This window comes from Planctomicrobium limosum (assembly GCF_051465645.1).
Classification (GTDB): domain Bacteria; phylum Planctomycetota; class Planctomycetia; order Planctomycetales; family Planctomycetaceae; genus Planctomicrobium.
Genome location: NZ_CP195790.1, coordinates 3,637,314 through 3,653,293 on the forward strand (window position 1 = coordinate 3,637,314; position 15,980 = coordinate 3,653,293).

Consider the following 15,980-nt stretch of genomic DNA (forward strand, 5'->3'; position numbering starts at 1 on the left):
ACGCTCTATTTCGTGTTTGTTTTTTTCTCAGGTCCTGATTCTGCTTCAGTCGGCTTCTGGGAATCTGCTTTCACAATTTTCCCCTGCAGATGCCCCCCCTGACTTCCATGTTGCCACGTTCCAGCATAGCGATCCTGATAGAAGAGGACGCGTGCATAGAAGCCATCTCCGAGGAGAGGGATGCTCAGGTTCGTCACCTGCAGCATCGGTGTATCGCCGGCCCAATAGACCTGAACCGGAATCGGAATCGGGATCTCGACGTTCTGATAGGTCATCTTCGCTTCAACAATCCATTCAGCGTCTTTGACCTTACGAGCCGTCAGAATGTTGTACTGCTCTGGCCGCAGTGACGATGGCCGAGAATCGCTGGTGAAGGTGCCGACAAGCTTGGCTGCCGTCAGCAGTTCCACAAACTTCTGCTCATCAGAATTGAGTTCGACTGTCGCTTGTGCAGGAACAGGGGGCGTCTTCCCATTCGGTTCCGCAGCATGAACAGATGTGACCATTACCCCCAGCAGCAGTCCCCAATGCCATCGGTTCATGTCGCCCACTCCACATGCTGACAAGAAAGTTGACCATCCACAAAAAAATGCAGCAGCCAATTCCTCAGAACTGACTACTGCATCTATTAAAGCACTTTTGATGTCGATTCGCACGGTCTCGCGGCCAGACAATTCCATGCCAACCAAAAGCGATTACCCTTTTGCGAGTTCTTCGTCCCATTCATCAAGCAACGGCCAATCGACAGCACATGTTCCGAAGTCAGCCATGTGCTGATATTCGGTCAGACGATCAATCGTCTTCTGAAGCATGGCGTTGTCTTTGCGGAAGATCGGCCCATGACTTGGCAACAACCATTCCACATCGCTGTCTCTGATCCGTTCCAGTGACTTGATGAAGGCGGGAATATCTGACCCGTGATGGGCATCAATGTTTCCGACACACCCATCGCGATAAATGTTGTCGCCAGAGAACAGCAGATTCCCGAGTCGGAATGACAGCTGAGCAACAGCATGCCCAGGCGTATGCCAGACATCGAGTGACAATCCACCGATCTGCAACTTGCTGCCTTCATCGATGGTTTCGTCGAAGTTCACCGGTGGCAGATCAATGGAAATCCCCTGCGCAGAAATCTCTGCGTAGGTCATGATCCGCTCGCCTTCAGCCAGCAATTTTGCCGCAGTCGGGTGACCGACAACCATCGCCTGTGGCATTAATTCTTTGGCTCGTTTCAAACCCTGTGTGTGGTCCACGTCCGCATGAGTGGCCACCAGATATTTGCACTGAGACAACGGGAAATCCATCTGTCGGATTTCGTTGATAATGTCATCCAGTGTGTCTTCGTATCCAATGTCGAAAAGCGCCCATTCATTCGCATCGTAAACCAGATAAACACAACAGCCGAGACGCCGCCGCGCTTGCAGGTTCATCTCGATGACGTGAGGAAAGATTTCACGTCGAACTTTCATCGCAGACTTCCTTCTGGAGCGTTTTTCGAATTCGTATCCCGGCGTCGACGAGGAGTGCCCGTAAAGGCAACCCTTGAATGGAGATCCCACAAGGGGGACTCATTCAACTCTGGTCTTAAACCGGTAACGAATGTCCAATTACTTCGATTCTAGGCTCCCCGGTACAAACCTGCCATAAGCCGAATGAAGTTGAGACTCGATCCCCGCCGCCATTTTAACTAGTAAATTCGACCACCTCGCCGACAACCTGTTCCTATCGCCGAATTATCAACATGCTTTCCACAGTCTTTCAACAGGTTTCCAACATGTTATCGACATGAAGCGCGGATCAGAGCCGGCCATCGATTCACAAATAGAGGATCGCCTCCGATGCGTCTTAAATCCCCAACTGATTAGCAGGGGACTCGATCAGGGAGAATGCAGCGACTTCTCCGGCAAGAGCGGCGGCCGAAGCGACAACCAGCATCCCGGCAAAGAGTGACTGGCGACAGGTGTGAATCATGCGAAACGACACCAAGGCAACTCCCAGCGGAACAACCAATCCAAGGATCTGGAGCGAGAAAAGCAGCATCGCCTCTCCGGAACTCATATCAGCAGATGACGGAATCACAAATATTCCAATCAATCTGGCGAGCGTCGCCAGGACAATGAGTGCGAGCGTTTTTTGAATCGGAAACAAATTGAGAGAAGAGACCTTTCCGGTCGATTCCGATCCCAATTGACTGAGGATCAGGAACGCAGCGGTAAAGACAGATCCCAACACAGCGGAGCTTAGCAAAGCGTCCAGCATCAGCAGGAAGACACGTGCAGGGGCAGCGATGACTCCGACCACCGGGATCATCACGCCCAACAGACTTCCGACTGCCAGCAGATTCAGCAAGACAATCGTAGGAAGACGCTGACCAGCGAAGACACAACCGAGCGTGATCAAAGAGATCAGGCCCAACCCCGCTCCGAAGGCGAACGTCACTCCTTCAATCCATTCCCGGCTGACGGCACCGCCAGACAACACTCCACCAGCGGTCACAAGCGTGACGATCGCAGCAGCAAAAATGACTCCCAGCTGCAGACGTAAAAATCGGGGAGGCAATTCAGCCAGCGGCAACGCGAGACACGTTACCGCCAGCCCACAGATCAGACGCAACCCCAGCAGTGGAATCATCGACGACCATTGATCAGGGACATCGCTTCTGCGCGACTGGCTTCATTGTTCTTGAAGAGTCCACGCACTGAACTGGTAATCGTTACTGCTCCCGGCTTGCGAATCCCGCGAATCGTCATGCACGAGTGCTCGGCTTCGATCACGACGATCACGCCTTTCGGGTCGAGTTCCGTCACCAGCAGGTCGGCAATATGTTCCGTCATGCGTTCCTGAACTTGCGGACGATGTGAAATCTCTTCCACGATGCGAGCAAGTTTGCTGAGCCCGACAACACTTCCCTTTGGGATATACCCAACGTGAGCGGTTCCGATAAATGGAAGCAGGTGGTGCTCGCACATGCTGTTGAACGAAATATCACGGATCAGCACCAGTTCGTCGTAGTTCTCCTGAAACGTCTTTTTCAGGTGACGCGCCGGATCCTTTTTCAATCCGTTGAACAGTTCTGCATACATCCGGGCCACGCGAGCCGGTGTTTCCAGCAACCCATCACGATCTGGATCTTCACCGACAGCAGCCAGAATTTCACGAACAGCTCGCTGAATGCGTTCGTGATCTACGGAACCTTCTTTGCCGGATTCTTCTGCCATCTCATTCCTCTTCGGGGCCAGTTATGAACGCAATCAGGCCCAACATTTCGGTCTGACTATTTCGTCGTGCCACAGTGACTCATGACACCATCATCACAGCGGCCTGCATTGGCATCAACTGTGATCAGAAATCAGGTCCTGTCAACAATCTTCGTTGAAAGTTGTCGTTGATTGTAGAGGACGATTTCAGTCCGGCAATTCACTCCAGCAACTCCCCGCCGGACGCGGACTGATTGAAACGCAGAGCGTCAGGATCGGCATCGACCGCCTCCGGTCAGGTTCACACTGATTCCGTCTGAACTTCAAATAGAAATCCGCCCGACCACGACGAGACGGATTGTCTCCCTGAATTCTCGGGATTTGATCAGGACAGGGGACGTTGATTTGTCGAAATTACCCCTGAACCGTTACTCTTAATCGATAAACCGATCCAGCATCTCATAAATCAGGATGCCAGAGCCTGTGTCGCGTCCGCTCGATCCCGGCTTCCTGTTCAGTCCCACCAAGTCGTCTACATCAATCGCTGCTGGAAACTCTCAGAACGGAATTCGAAACGATGCTGCAAATTCCCGTGATCCGCTGGGGCAAACCCTATGAATCCATGGAGAAGGCTCCGGTCGTCCATTTTGAAACAGGGAACATCCTTGCCCAGATGGATCAGGCAAATGGCGGTCTGATCAAGATGGATATGCGGAAAGCGGCCAAGGCACGCGAAATTCTGCGCCAGTTCACCATTGAAGACCTGTGCGAACGTGCGGCCAAGGCGGCGGACTATTACCTGACGGACACGCTTCCGCTGGGAAATGGGACACAGACTCCAGAAGAGTTCTGCCATATCCAGTCGGCGACCACCGGGATTCCAGAGCACATGTGTGCTTTGAATATGAAGAAGAACGCATTCGTCATGAAGCACATGAAGGATGTGCTGAATGCTCTGACTCGTGGATTGCCATTCGACATCCTCACCAAAGGTTACGGGATGGAATCTCGTGGCATCATGGTGAGCTTTCAGGCAACCGCTCCGGTTCTGGGGGCTGTTCTGCCAAACAACTCACCGGGTGTCCATGCCTTGTGGCTGGCGTTGATTCCAATGCAGCTCGGACTCGTCCTGAAACCGGGATCGCAGGAGCCGTGGACTCCATACCGAATCTTTGCTGCGATGACCAAAGCAGGGATTCCAGCAGAAGCATGGTCGATCTACCCCGGTGGCCACGATTGTGGGGCAGCCGTCATGGAGTGCTGTGAACGCTCGATGGTCTTCGGCGGACAGCAGACGCTCGACAAATATGCGGACAATCCGCGAGTTCAGGCACACGGCCCAGGCTTCTCCAAGATCCTCATTGGCGACGATGTTGTTGATCAATGGGAAGACTATCTGGACATCATGGTCGACAGCGTTTTTGCGAACTCAGGCCGCAGCTGTATTAACGCCAGCAGCATCTGGGCATCGCGACATACTCACGAAATTGCCGACGCGATCGCTCAGCGACTGGGACCTGTCGGACCAAAACAGATGAACGATCCGACAGCGACTCTCGCCGCATTCACCACAAAGGGTGTAGCAGAGGCGATGAACAATCAGATCGAAGAAAAATTGAAAGAGTCTGGCGTCACTGAAGTGACCGCAAAATACCGAGATGGTGACCGACTCATTTCTCATGAACGACATGATTTCCTGCGGCCAACTGTCGTTCACTGCTCCAGCCCGGAACCGTTTCTGGCAAATACAGAATACATGTTCCCGTTCGTTTCAGTCGTCGAATGCCCGCAGAAGCAGATGCTGAAGTCCATTCGCCAGACACTGGTCTGCTCAGCGTTAACAAACGATGAACAGTGGACTCGCGAACTGCTGGATGCCACTCACATTGACCGACTCAACGTTGGCAAAGTGAAGACAGTCCAACTCAACTGGTTGCAGCCACACGAAGGGAACATCATCGACTTCATGTTCCGCAATCGTGCCTTCCAGAACAGTCCGCCACCAGCCCATTAAGACCGGGTTCTCAGGCCGTTCCTCAAGAACTGGACCGGTCTGTATCCTGCAAGGCTGAGCGAAAATGAAGAGAGGTCCGGAAGACCATGTTGAGTCTTCCGGACCTCTTCTGTTTTCAGATTCTGTTTTCAGGTCCAATGCTTCGTGCGACCGAATCGGTTTAGCCGAAGTATTCAACCGCATTTCGGAAGAGCTGGAAACCGGCTCCTTCGCCACGCATTCCACGACGTGTCCACTGTGGATGCTGAGTTGCGAACAGGAATCGTTCTGGATGCGGCATCAGCCCGAGAACACGACCAGTCGAGTCCCCGATCCCTGCGATGTTGGCAACCGAACCGTTTGGATTGACCGGAAACGGCAGCATCTCGTCTGTCGCCACAGGATTCTCTTCTGACACATACTGCAACGCGATTTGACCGTTGTTGCGCCATTCTTCCAGTACCGACGGATCACGCACAACAATACGACCTTCGCCATGTGCAATCGGGCAGGGGAGAGTATCGATCCCTTTCAGGAAGACGTTTTTCGTTGAAGCGACTTTCAGGTTGACCCACAGGTCGGTGTATCGGCCGTTTTCATTCCAGGTCAGAGTCGCTGGAGGTTCGACGTCGTTCACAGTCGACCAGCCTGCAGCTCCGCCAGGCAGGACCCCTGCTTTCAACAGAACCTGAAAGCCGTTACAGATCCCCAGTGTCAGGGTGTCACGGTGCAGGAACTCGCCCATAGCACCTGCGAGTCGCTGACGAATTTCAGCTGCGAAAACCACACCGGATCCAACGTCATCGCCGTAACTGAATCCACCCGGGATACAGACGATCTGATATTGAGCCAGAAGTTCAGGCTGTTCGAGCAAACGAAAGAGGTGAACTCGCTCCGCCTGCGCACCCGACTGTTCAAAAGCATACGCGGTTTCGACGTCGCAATTCGTCCCTGGGGCACGGAGCACGCAAACACGGGGGCTGGCCATCTCGAAATCAATCCTCAGTGGGGCACAACTCAAATTCAGTGAGCGAGTTTCCGACCTGCAGCAGGTCAAACTCACAGCTCATTGAATCACATTGGGTAGGGCCTGTTGTTGCAGGCGAAACCGCCATTCTAGAGCGATTTCGAAAATGATGAAATGTCCTCGACATGCATGCGACCGCTTTTCTCCCATTGAGAACAGGAACTCGCAGTCACCAGACGCTTCTTTTCCGAGGTTTCACGGGAAGCACCACAGCAAGCACTTATGAAATCCCCCTGAATTCCGACGCCGACTCACAGGTATCTTATTTGAGCGGCGGCAGGCTCGGACCAGTTTCTCCATTTTCCGGAACAGTCAATGGGGAAAACGGTTGCGCTGGCGTCGGGGCAACTTCCACAGGAGCTTTGTTTGCCGGAGTCGGGACATTTGGCAAGACAGGTGCTGGAGGAATTGCCAACGGGTTATGTGGGGCAGCTGGTTTTGGAACGGCTGCCGGAGTTGGTGTCGCAGCAGGTGTCGGGACCAATGGCGAAAATGGTTTCGGACCAGCGGCCGGTTTGGCAGGTGCCGCGACAGGCATCCCCTGACCTGCAGCTGGCTTTGGAATCGGCACGCTTCGCTGCACCGTGAACGCCATCAAATGCTGCTGCTTCCCGGCAATCAGCATTGCCGTTTCGAGAAACGTCTTCGAGTTCGGATTGCCGTCCAGATACAACAACGCCCCCATCAGGAACAGCCGATTCGGATCGCGCGCATCCTGCATCACCCATTCTGATACCCGATCCATCAGCCTGGTCTTTTCCAATGTATTTCCGACGCCGTAAAGATCTTCAAGGCTGTCGGCGATCTGTGGAAAACCGGGATCAATCATTGTTGCCAGTTTCAACTGATCAACGGCTTCCGGAAAGCGGCTGCGTGCCGCAAGGGTCACCGCCAGTCGATAACGTGGATCAGCGCGCTCCCGAGCCGCATCGATCGACTTTTTATACCGCTCGGATGCTGCCAGATAATTCAGCTGCTGGAGCTGCATGTCTCCTTGAGTCTGGTACTGATAGCTCGTTTCCATTCCTTTGGGCGAAGTTGGCGTCAGCCCGGCTGGTGTCGGAGCAATCGTTGGGAACGGTCCATCGAGATTTGGAGCGCCTCCCGGAATTGGGTTCGGCGCAAATTCGTTCATTGGCAACGGCTGCAGAACCGGTGGAACGGGCGGGCTGAACGGACGGCCGAAGACTCCGCCATAGTTGTAATAGCTGTTATAGCTCGCACTGCTTGGAAACGAGAACGCTGGATCATATCCCCGGTATGCAAATGGATCGAACCCAATAAACAGCTGTGGTCCCCAGCCTCCATACCCACCGTAGCCACCATAAGGAGCAAATGGGACGAAAGGACCGGGACCAAATCCCCCGTATCCGTACCCACCGCGGACAGCGCCGCCGGGATACCCATTCACGTACTCCATTCCTCCGCCGTTACTTCCCGGGGAAGGACGACCATATCGTCGCTGATACTGATATTCAGCCTGGGTCGGGCCGTAAGGACGCCCCGTCGGACCAATCACAGTAGGGAAGGAGCGGTTTTGAGCCAAAGCCATCGGCGCAAGCAACAGCGTTCCGAGCACAAATGAACTAAGTCGAGCAAACATGGGACCAGACCTCCAAAGACAATCCAGATCCTTGAATTATACCGCGCCCGAGTACAAAGAAAGCGATTCCCACAGCTCCCGTGAAAATCAGCAAAAATAGTCGGATCCGTGTCTTGCCAGCTGACACGACGGTTAAGGTTCCGCTACGAATCGATATCCGGTCCCCCGAACCGACAGCAGATGCCGAGGATTCGTCGGGTCTTTCTCGATGTATCTGCGGAGCCGCAGCACGAAGTTGTCGATTGTACGGGAGGTAACGTCAGCCCCCTGTTCCCAGACATCGCTCAGAATTCGACTCCGCGAGAGAACCGCCCCTTCATGCTCGATAAAGTATCGCAGCAATTGCAGTTCCATCGTCGTCAGGGAATGTTGTTCTTCGCCCTGAGTCACTTCAAACGTCCGGAAGTTGACGCTGACATCACCAAACTCGAAGTCGTCTCGCTGGCTTGATCGGAAGACCTGTTCCATCTGTCGCTGACGCTTGAGCAGGTTACGAACGCGACTCAACAGTTCCGGCAGCGCGAAGGGCTTGGTCATGTATTGATCAGTGCCACAATCAAACGCATGCGACTTATCTTCACTGAGAGTTCTGGCACTCAGGACGAGAATGGGAACTCGAATGTCTCGATCCCGAATCGCGCGGCAGATTTCATAGCCGCTCATCCCCGGCAACATCAAATCCAGAACAACGAGATCAACCTCTTGAGGATGCTCGTCCAGATAAGCCAGTGACGAAGGCCCATCACTGCAGACAACCGGATAGTAGCCCTCGGCCTCAAAGTTGAAACGGAGACCGTTGGCGATCGCCTCTTCGTCTTCGACAATCAGGATTCTGGCCGAGCCATTCATATGAGATACCGTCAATCAGGTGCACAAGTCAGATTTATTGTACCGAAACTCCGTTGATGTTCAGGTGTCTTCTTCAAGGAAATTCATCGATTCGAGTCTGAATCCAAACCGCGCCTGCCCACGTTCGCACAAGCCTGCAAGCGGAGGGCGGTGCCGGACTCCAAATCCCGTCATTGACCGACCGTGAGACGACTGCCGCGCGACGAGATGAGAAGCCAATACGGTCCAGCGACATGTCAGAACGGACTCGTTCCTGTCTCACAAATTCCTGTCTCGCACAGAATATCCATCGATCACGACCGGATGGATCAAAGCAGTGTTCGAAACAGTGAACGCCAGCCAATGTGCTTCACCGAGTCCAACTCCGCTTCATCGTCGAGCAAATTGCCGATCTGCTCGATCATCACCAGCAAATTATCCCCTCAACCGTACACGATCCTTCGATCTTGACCCGATTTCCGAGCGTGTTCCAACAATGCGACATCGCGTTCACAAAACGAAACGCCAGCAAACTGCGGCCGCTTGAACTTCAACAGAAAAAAGTTCCCAACCGGTTACAGCGAATTGGTTTCGAATTCTCTTTCCGCTTTTCACAACAATTCCGGCCCCGGGTTTGCATGAGATCTCTCTGTGAGAAAACAGCGAGATAGCAGGAACCGCAGCACCCGCAAGATCGACATGGACGGCAGGGAAGCAAGCAAGGTAGACCGGGTACCTTCTCAAAGCGTTTGCTCGAACCGGAGGAGTCACGCCAAGGAAAATGTCTTGTTACAGGGACAGCAGGCAACCACACACAGCCGATCTCTCGATGATCTTTTGGACTGAAACAATGGCCGGACAAACATTCAACGATTCAGGAATCGATAAAAGCATTGGCTTTCTACTGATCGGGGTCATCGTCCTGGCGTTCGTCATTCTGATGATCGTCGGCATGGACGGTGTCGAAAAGAATGCCAAGCAGGCATCAGAAAGCGTTCCCGTCGCTCCCAAAACAGAAGTCGTCGACTTCGCGACTTGAGGTAGCTGTGCGGAAAGGCTACTTCGAGCCTTTTTCCGTCTCGAGTTCCGGTGCACGTGTCTTCGAGATGTCTTCAAAGTAACGACGAATCAATCCACGATAAGTCGGGTCGCGCGGACGCAGTGAAGACTCAATCATTTCTGTCTGCAATTTGCCAGGTAGCTTCCCCCAATTGCGACCAGTCGCATTCCCGACAGACTTCTCCAGCATCTGCAAATGCGCCTGTCCATTGAAGGCACTGCTGCTGGCGTCATTACTGGTCGATTGCTGCGATTCTTTTCCGTTCTGCTGTGGCTCCTGCTGTTCGCCTTTGCTCTGGTTAGCAGAAATCCCCATCTGATGGGCTGCCCGCCTCAATCCCTGAGCCGCTTCCCGGAGTGTTGTTGAAGTCGCTTCTCCCCGAGACTTCTCGGAGCCTTGCTGCTGCCCCGAGGAGGATTGCCCTTCTGCCTGAGATTGCGACTGGGCAGCCATCGACTCCTGCCCCTTTCCAGAAGCCGAGTTCTTTCCCTGTCCGTTCTGCTGCTCTTGAGACTCTGACTTCTGATCACCTTGCCCTGGTTTACCTGGCTGCTGATCCTGACCGTCTGACTGGTCGCGATCTCCTTTTCCCTCTTTCGATGGCATCGATCGAATCTCTGGATTCTGGTTCGATTCGTCTGTCCCTGGCATCTGCAGGGAGAGTTCTTTCAACTGCGAAAGAAGTTCCCCTGCGTCATTCAACTGCTGTGAAGACTCGGCAACCTGAACACCGACTTCCCCGGGAATATTCGTCGCCGGTGGACGCTTTGGATTTGCTCCGCTCGACGCCTGACGTGCGAGTTGCCCCGCCTGACGTAAAGGCTCCGCAGACTGATCAATCGACTTCGCGGCGTCATCCAGATTTGCACTCTCAGACTGTGCAACGGACTGCTTCAGAGCCTCGGCCGCTTTGCCAGCCTGCTCGCCTGCCTGTGCCGACAACTTTGACTGCTCTGGGCGATGAATTCGTTCGAGATTCAGATTCTGAGCCCGCTGTTCGAGTTCCTTCGACAACGCTTCCGTCTCAGCCTCATAGGCCATCTGCAGTTCCTGACGGAATTCACTTTTCCCGGTTGGAGACTCCGCCAGCGTTTTCATCCTGTCAGCAAGTTCACGCTGCGCCTCAGCCGCTTCGTCTGCCTGCTGCATCAATCGTTCAGGAATACGTCGTTCAGTCTGGTTGCGAAGTGCGTCGGCAAGTTTCTGAGCATTCTCAGCGGCTCGATTCGCTGTCTCTGCGGCCTTATTGAAATTCAACTGATGCAGTGACTCTGTCGTCTGCTTGGCGGAATCAGGGAAGTCTGTCAGGCCCTTATGTAACGCAGGATCTTTCAACCCCAACTGACGAACAGAACTCGTCAGGCGACGCCCACGCTGCATCAGTTCTTTCTGGTCTCCCAGTGCCTGAATCGAAGGAGGAGCCTTTGTTTCCGCCGCGTCTTTTGCAGAGTTTGCATCTTCAGCAGGACTCGTTGCAGGAGCAGGCTGAGCAGCATTGCCTGAAGCCTTCTCAGCCATCGGCGCTGGTGCCTGTGGGTCGGACTTCTCGGCTGACTCGGAGTCTGATTTCGACTTCTCTTCCGCTTCCTTCCGCTTTCGAGTCGCTTCATTTCGGGTCGCACTTGCCATCGTCGTTTGCTGACGGGCCAGCAATTCCGACTGATCGGCCAATGCACTTAACCGGTGGTGCAGGACTTCGCGCGCCTTGTCCATCAGATCAGGATGCTTTTCCAGAAGCACATCCAGATCGTCTTCAATCTGCCGATGTCGAGCGATCATCTGATGATGATCCTGTTGCCATTGCTGACGAGCCAATGCACTGGTCTGATTCAGGGTCTGTCGAACTGCCAGCCCGTCAACATCTCCAGCCAGTTTTTCTGTCTGATCCGCGATACGATTCAGTTCCAGAAGATCCCGCTGTAATTGGGATAGTTCTTCGAAATCATTCTGGAGTGTGTCGAGATCTTTCCCTGCCTTCTGAAGTGCATTCGCCGCTTCAGAGAACTGCTGTTGTTTCTCACCAGCCGATGCAGCCTTCTGAGCTTTCTCTGCTTTGTCCGCGGCTTGCGCCAGAGACTGCTCGGAAATCTCCTGAGCTTTTTGAGCAAGGTGTTCAAACACCGGTTGTTGCTCCATCACTGCCGCCAGCTTCTGCAACTGCTCGTTCAAAGAACGCAATTCTTCCGCGAGGTTTTCCGCTTCTGCACTGGAATTTGCTTCCTGCTCGTTTGCTTTCTCTTGCTGAGCCTGATTCTGAAGTTTCCTGGCCGCCTGACGCTGCTTTTCGATGTTGGCAGTAAGTTGGTTCAGTGCCTGATTGGTGCGATTCTGCAGGTCTTCCAATGTCTGGTCGCCTTGCGATTTCGCATCAACTTTAATCTGCAACTGTCGTGTCTCTGACCACGTTTCATTCGGGCCAGGCACCGGTCGATTATCCAACGCCCGAGCACGCACAGTCACCTGCGTTCCTGCTGGCAATGCGTGTTTTGAAAGGTCGACCACAAACTGATACTGAGTCGCCAGTGGCTTCAGTTCGTCTGCCGGGATCGCGATTACCTGCGATTCTTTGATGCTGTTTCTGGTCCATTCATAATGCAGCTCCATCGCGGTCAAACCATACTCGTCGGTTGCCTCGACAGGAAATCGCAGCAGATCGTAGGTTCGAGCTTCCGGGTTCTGTTCCCGATCAGTGAACCGAATCGTTGGCGGTGCATCTGGCTGAATTGTCAGGCGACGGATTGTTTCTTCACGAGCATTGAGGTCGTACTGATCTCGGAGACGCACCGCGAATCGACCAGAAGGCCCAGAGAGTGCTGCCGTCAACTTGCAAGTCGCCCCCAGCCCATCCGGATTCAGAGTCAGTTCCGTACGATGCCTGACCGGCAACCCCTGAACCGACTCATCGATTCGAACCGCTTCTCCCCCTGTGGCTCCACTGCCATCCAGCCAGAGGATCTCTGCGGAATTAATTGACTTATCAAATGTCAGTTGCATCTCCAGAACGCTTTGCTCGATCGTGAGAATTTCCCCTAAGAGTGGGTCATGATGCTCAGCCGGGTTGCCGGTATATCCAGGCGGGACGACATCGACAACAAAGTTCTTCACATCTGGACGATCGACAACATCGATGCGATACAGGCGTGAGCGTGAATGGTCGGCGGACAGCTGAAATTCAAAGCCTGCCACCACACTTGGCAGTTGGGCGACATACCCTTTCTTCTCATCGCTCCAGTCCATCACCCGAGATTGAGTCACCTTCCCGTGTTCGATCCAATCCAGCTGAATCGACAGCGGTAATTCTCTTTCGTGGAACCGCCAGCTCGGGCGAGCCACGATTGAAATATCGTCTCCACGCCCGACCGTCCGATGCGGTTCATCCACTTCAAGAATCAGATTCTGGAGGCGTTCGTAATTTCCCCACGGATTCAAAAAACGGGTTAATAACGTGGCGTACGCATTTGTCGCAAAGACAAACGGGACGAGCAGAACCAGAAAGGTCACTGCGCCGATCCAGCAACGTCGAACGGCTCTCTGGGTTGGAATGACGTCAGAGAAGTCCGTCTTTGCGGCGAAATCGATCGTCTGCTGCAACAGCATCTGTTGCATGAATGCCGACCCTCGATCCCGTTCATCAATAGGGGCGGCCACCAGTTCGACTGTCGACAACAAACGTTCACGCAATTCCGGGTGAGCGATTTCAACAACCGCAGCCAGTTCCGTCTTTCGATACTGCTTCAGGAAAGGGAGGACAATCTTCCAGACGACCAGCAGGAGCACCACAATCGGCACCACAAACAGCATGGCCACACGGACTGGCACCGGGAGTTCGAAAAAGAAGTCAATTAGCAGCCCGCAGCCTGTCAGCAACGAGGCCACAAAGAGCGTCAGACCGAGCCCATCAGCAACAGAAACCCCCAGCACCCGATTTCGGACGCGTTGCAATTGTTCCTGCAAGAGTTGGGGCAGGCGACCTTCAGGCGGCATGACACAGTTCCCAAGAGAGTTCCGCGAGAATTCTCGACGAGGTTCAGTCTACCACCTGAGGATCAGTCACGTACAGATGAGAGCCTCATGCAGTCTCCTGAATCGATCAACATTGGGTGCAATCTGCTGACTCTAATCACTCACGATTAAGACACCTGGCTTATGAAACGTCTGCTCCCCCCCCGTTCGTTGCAAAACGAGCAGGTTCTCCGAATCGGAGTTGTCGTATCTAGCATGTGTGAACGGGATTCCTTCTAATAAATCGACTGCTGCGTTCCCATTCGAAAAATGAAACCGGAGAAAGTTCGGTTTCGCCATCTTTCACTGCTTCCGGAAAGCCAGATCATGCGGCCGATCGTTCAGATTTCCCTCGACCTGACCAATATCGACGAAGCTCTTGAGACCGCTGCGATGGCGCTCCGAGCCGGGGTCGACTGGCTCGAAGCAGGAACACCACTCATCCTCGCTGAAGGACTGCATGGAGTGCGAGCATTACGCAACGCATTTCCCAACACTCCGATTGTGGCCGACCTCAAGACGATGGACGGCGGCTATCTTGAAGCTGAGATGATGGCCAAAGCAGGCGCGACTCACGTCGTCGTGATGTCACAGGCACACGAGGAAACGATTCATTGTGTCGTCAAAGCCGGAGCCGACTACGGAATCAAAGTCATGGGAGACAATCTCGCCGCCCCAGACATGGTTGCTGCCGCGAAATGGCTCGAAGATCTGGGCTGTGACTTTGTCATTCATCATATCGGCTATGACGAACGACGCGGGATTGTCGCCAAAGGGGGCCGTCAACCCAGCCCGATGGACCAGTTACGAGAAGTCGTTCAGGCCGTCAGTATTCCTGTGCAGGCTGTGGGCGGATTGACACTCGAACAGGCCGTTGCCACTCCCAGTTACGGGGCTCCACTCGTCGTTCTCGGGGCACCGCTGACTGTCGATGCCGACGCATTCAAAACAGCCGACGGAGATCTCGAATCGTCTCTGCGTCTCATCTGCGAAAAGGTCCACGGTTACGGCGACGTTCCTGTTGGGCAATAAGTCTTCGCTGCATTTTTTTGCACAAACACATCAAGACATAATCTCATGAAGATTCCCTTGCGAAACGGGTTCACTCCCAAATATCGTGAGTCCATCAGCCTTGATTTCGCCCACCCAGAAGGAGCACTTCCATCAGTACTCAGCTTGCCAGGCAGAAAGCGATCGTTAATTTCGCAAATCAGAAGCATGCAGTGGAGTTGCGTGAGGTCGAGATCCCGGAAATCGGCCCGGAAGATGTGTTACTCGAAGTTGCCGCTGTCGGTGTTTGCGGAAGCGATCTGCACCAATGGACAGCCGAACACAGCTGGCCGGTGAATTATCCTGTCACTCTGGGACATGAATTCGGCGGAGTGATTGCGAAGATTGGGGAACGTGCCGGCCCTTGGCTGCCCGGTGATCGTGTTGTGAGCGAAACTGCCGCGATTATCGACCCGAACAACCCGATGTCGCGGACCGGCCAATACAATCTCGACCCGACCCGAAAGGGATTTGGCTACGGCACAAACGGAGCAATGACTCGCTTTGTCCGAGTTCCCGCCCGTTGCCTGCACCGAGTTCCGGATAACCTCTCGTTTGAGAAGGCGTGTCTGACCGAACCATGCTGCGTGGCCTACAGCGCTGTCGTGGTGAATGGGGACGTCAAACCGGGTGACCGAATCCTGGTCCTCGGGCCCGGTCCTATCGGATTGCTCTGTGCCGCAATGGCGAAACTTCAAGGCGCCATCGTCGGCGTCGTTGGTCTGGAACGGGATCGAGCTCGTTTTGAAGCCGTGAAGCGTTATGGGTGCGAGCCGATCATCGGCGATTGCCGAGAATGGGCGTTCGCCGCGGACGGACTGGGAGTCGACGGCGTGATCGATGCGGCAGGTGTCTCGGCCACACTGAAGACGGCCATCGATGTTGTTCGCCCCGGCGGGTGGATCAGTAAGGTCGGTTGGGGCCGCGATCCGATTGGCTTTTCACTGGATCCACTCGTTCAAAAGAATGTGCGTCTGCAAGGAAGCTTCAGCCACAACTGGCCAATCTGGGAGCGAGTCCTGCGACTTCTTTCGACAGGACTTCTGGACCTCGATCCCGTATTGGGAGGTGTCTGGCCGCTCGAAGAATGGCACGAGGCATTTGAGACGATGCACTCAGGGAGTATCGCCAAAGCCGTTCTGAAACCAGCAGGTATGCAGAACTAGCTCTGGAAGTGCGTGATGTAAAATGCCGCTGAAGTTTTCTTGCTCCAGCGGCAT

12 protein-coding genes are annotated in these 15,980 nt (G+C 54.0%); 4 read left to right on the forward strand and 8 right to left on the reverse strand.

Annotated features, from left to right (window positions below; genetic code table 11):
• Positions 1-5 precede the first annotated feature (5 nt).
• The 4 genes from SH527x_RS13810 to folE all read right to left on the reverse strand — a co-directional run bounded on the left by SH527x_RS13810 (position 6) and on the right by folE (position 3,218).
• Entirely contained in the window at positions 6-542 is a 537-nt protein-coding gene (locus SH527x_RS13810; protein WP_437191260.1) for a hypothetical protein, read from the reverse strand.
• A gap of 153 nt (positions 543-695) precedes the next feature.
• Positions 696-1,469 (reverse strand): MBL fold metallo-hydrolase, encoded by a 774-nt coding sequence (locus tag SH527x_RS13815; protein WP_437191261.1) that lies wholly within the window; start codon positions 1,467-1,469, stop codon positions 696-698.
• Between the two features lie 376 nt (positions 1,470-1,845).
• Positions 1,846-2,631 (reverse strand): hypothetical protein, encoded by a 786-nt coding sequence (locus tag SH527x_RS13820; RefSeq protein WP_437191262.1) that lies wholly within the window; start codon positions 2,629-2,631, stop codon positions 1,846-1,848.
• Complete coding sequence (gene folE, locus SH527x_RS13825; RefSeq protein ID WP_437191263.1) at positions 2,628-3,218, reverse strand: GTP cyclohydrolase I FolE; 591 nt, start codon at positions 3,216-3,218, stop codon at positions 2,628-2,630. The genes SH527x_RS13820 and folE overlap by 4 nt, the downstream gene beginning before the upstream one ends.
• Positions 3,219-3,774: 556 nt before the next feature.
• On the opposite strand from folE, the gene SH527x_RS13830 reads away from it, so the two are divergent.
• Complete coding sequence (locus SH527x_RS13830) at positions 3,775-5,211, forward strand: aldehyde dehydrogenase family protein (protein WP_437191264.1); 1,437 nt, start codon at positions 3,775-3,777, stop codon at positions 5,209-5,211.
• A gap of 160 nt (positions 5,212-5,371) precedes the next feature.
• Here SH527x_RS13830 and purQ read toward each other — a convergent pair whose 3' ends face one another.
• The 3 genes from purQ to SH527x_RS13845 all read right to left on the reverse strand — a co-directional run bounded on the left by purQ (position 5,372) and on the right by SH527x_RS13845 (position 8,669).
• A complete protein-coding gene (purQ, locus tag SH527x_RS13835) occupies positions 5,372-6,178 on the reverse strand; it encodes a phosphoribosylformylglycinamidine synthase I (RefSeq protein ID WP_437191265.1) in 807 nt (268 codons plus the stop codon).
• Positions 6,179-6,479: 301 nt separating this feature from the next.
• Entirely contained in the window at positions 6,480-7,820 is a 1,341-nt protein-coding gene (locus SH527x_RS13840) for a tetratricopeptide repeat protein (protein ID WP_437191266.1), read from the reverse strand.
• Positions 7,821-7,952: 132 nt separating this feature from the next.
• The gene (locus SH527x_RS13845) at positions 7,953-8,669 is read right to left on the reverse strand and encodes a response regulator transcription factor (RefSeq protein WP_437191267.1); all 717 of its coding nucleotides are present in this window, start codon (positions 8,667-8,669) and stop codon (positions 7,953-7,955) included.
• 829 nt (positions 8,670-9,498) lie between these two features.
• Here SH527x_RS13845 and SH527x_RS13850 point away from each other — a divergent pair.
• Positions 9,499-9,687: a hypothetical protein gene (locus SH527x_RS13850; RefSeq protein WP_437191268.1), complete on the forward strand. Its 189-nt coding sequence runs from the start codon at positions 9,499-9,501 to the stop codon at positions 9,685-9,687.
• Positions 9,688-9,705: 18 nt separating this feature from the next.
• On the opposite strand, the gene SH527x_RS13855 is transcribed toward SH527x_RS13850, so the two are convergent.
• Positions 9,706-13,692: a hypothetical protein gene (locus SH527x_RS13855; RefSeq protein ID WP_437191269.1), complete on the reverse strand. Its 3,987-nt coding sequence runs from the start codon at positions 13,690-13,692 to the stop codon at positions 9,706-9,708.
• A 345-nt stretch (positions 13,693-14,037) separates the two neighbouring features.
• Between SH527x_RS13855 and SH527x_RS13860 the strand changes: the two genes are divergently transcribed.
• Together SH527x_RS13860 and SH527x_RS13865 are read left to right on the forward strand one after the other, a co-directional pair.
• Positions 14,038-14,742 (forward strand): orotidine 5'-phosphate decarboxylase / HUMPS family protein, encoded by a 705-nt coding sequence (locus SH527x_RS13860; RefSeq protein WP_437191270.1) that lies wholly within the window; start codon positions 14,038-14,040, stop codon positions 14,740-14,742.
• A gap of 191 nt (positions 14,743-14,933) precedes the next feature.
• Positions 14,934-15,926: a zinc-binding dehydrogenase gene (locus tag SH527x_RS13865; protein ID WP_437191271.1), complete on the forward strand. Its 993-nt coding sequence runs from the start codon at positions 14,934-14,936 to the stop codon at positions 15,924-15,926.
• The last annotated feature ends 54 nt before the right edge of the window (positions 15,927-15,980 follow it).

What these genes read in the sequence shown, in the direction of transcription:
- SH527x_RS13810 (WP_437191260.1), bottom strand. Translation starts at nt 542, where the DNA reads ATGAACCGATGGCATTGGGGACTGCTGCTGGGGGTAATGGTCACATCT.
- SH527x_RS13815 (WP_437191261.1), bottom strand. Translation starts at nt 1,469, where the DNA reads ATGAAAGTTCGACGTGAAATCTTTCCTCACGTCATCGAGATGAACCTG.
- SH527x_RS13820 (WP_437191262.1), bottom strand. Translation starts at nt 2,631, where the DNA reads ATGATTCCACTGCTGGGGTTGCGTCTGATCTGTGGGCTGGCGGTAACG.
- folE (WP_437191263.1), bottom strand. Translation starts at nt 3,218, where the DNA reads ATGGCAGAAGAATCCGGCAAAGAAGGTTCCGTAGATCACGAACGCATT.
- SH527x_RS13830 (WP_437191264.1), top strand. Translation starts at nt 3,775, where the DNA reads ATGCTGCAAATTCCCGTGATCCGCTGGGGCAAACCCTATGAATCCATG.
- purQ (WP_437191265.1), bottom strand. Translation starts at nt 6,178, where the DNA reads ATGGCCAGCCCCCGTGTTTGCGTGCTCCGTGCCCCAGGGACGAATTGC.
- SH527x_RS13840 (WP_437191266.1), bottom strand. Translation starts at nt 7,820, where the DNA reads ATGTTTGCTCGACTTAGTTCATTTGTGCTCGGAACGCTGTTGCTTGCG.
- SH527x_RS13845 (WP_437191267.1), bottom strand. Translation starts at nt 8,669, where the DNA reads ATGAATGGCTCGGCCAGAATCCTGATTGTCGAAGACGAAGAGGCGATC.
- SH527x_RS13850 (WP_437191268.1), top strand. Translation starts at nt 9,499, where the DNA reads ATGGCCGGACAAACATTCAACGATTCAGGAATCGATAAAAGCATTGGC.
- SH527x_RS13855 (WP_437191269.1), bottom strand. Translation starts at nt 13,692, where the DNA reads ATGCCGCCTGAAGGTCGCCTGCCCCAACTCTTGCAGGAACAATTGCAA.
- SH527x_RS13860 (WP_437191270.1), top strand. Translation starts at nt 14,038, where the DNA reads ATGCGGCCGATCGTTCAGATTTCCCTCGACCTGACCAATATCGACGAA.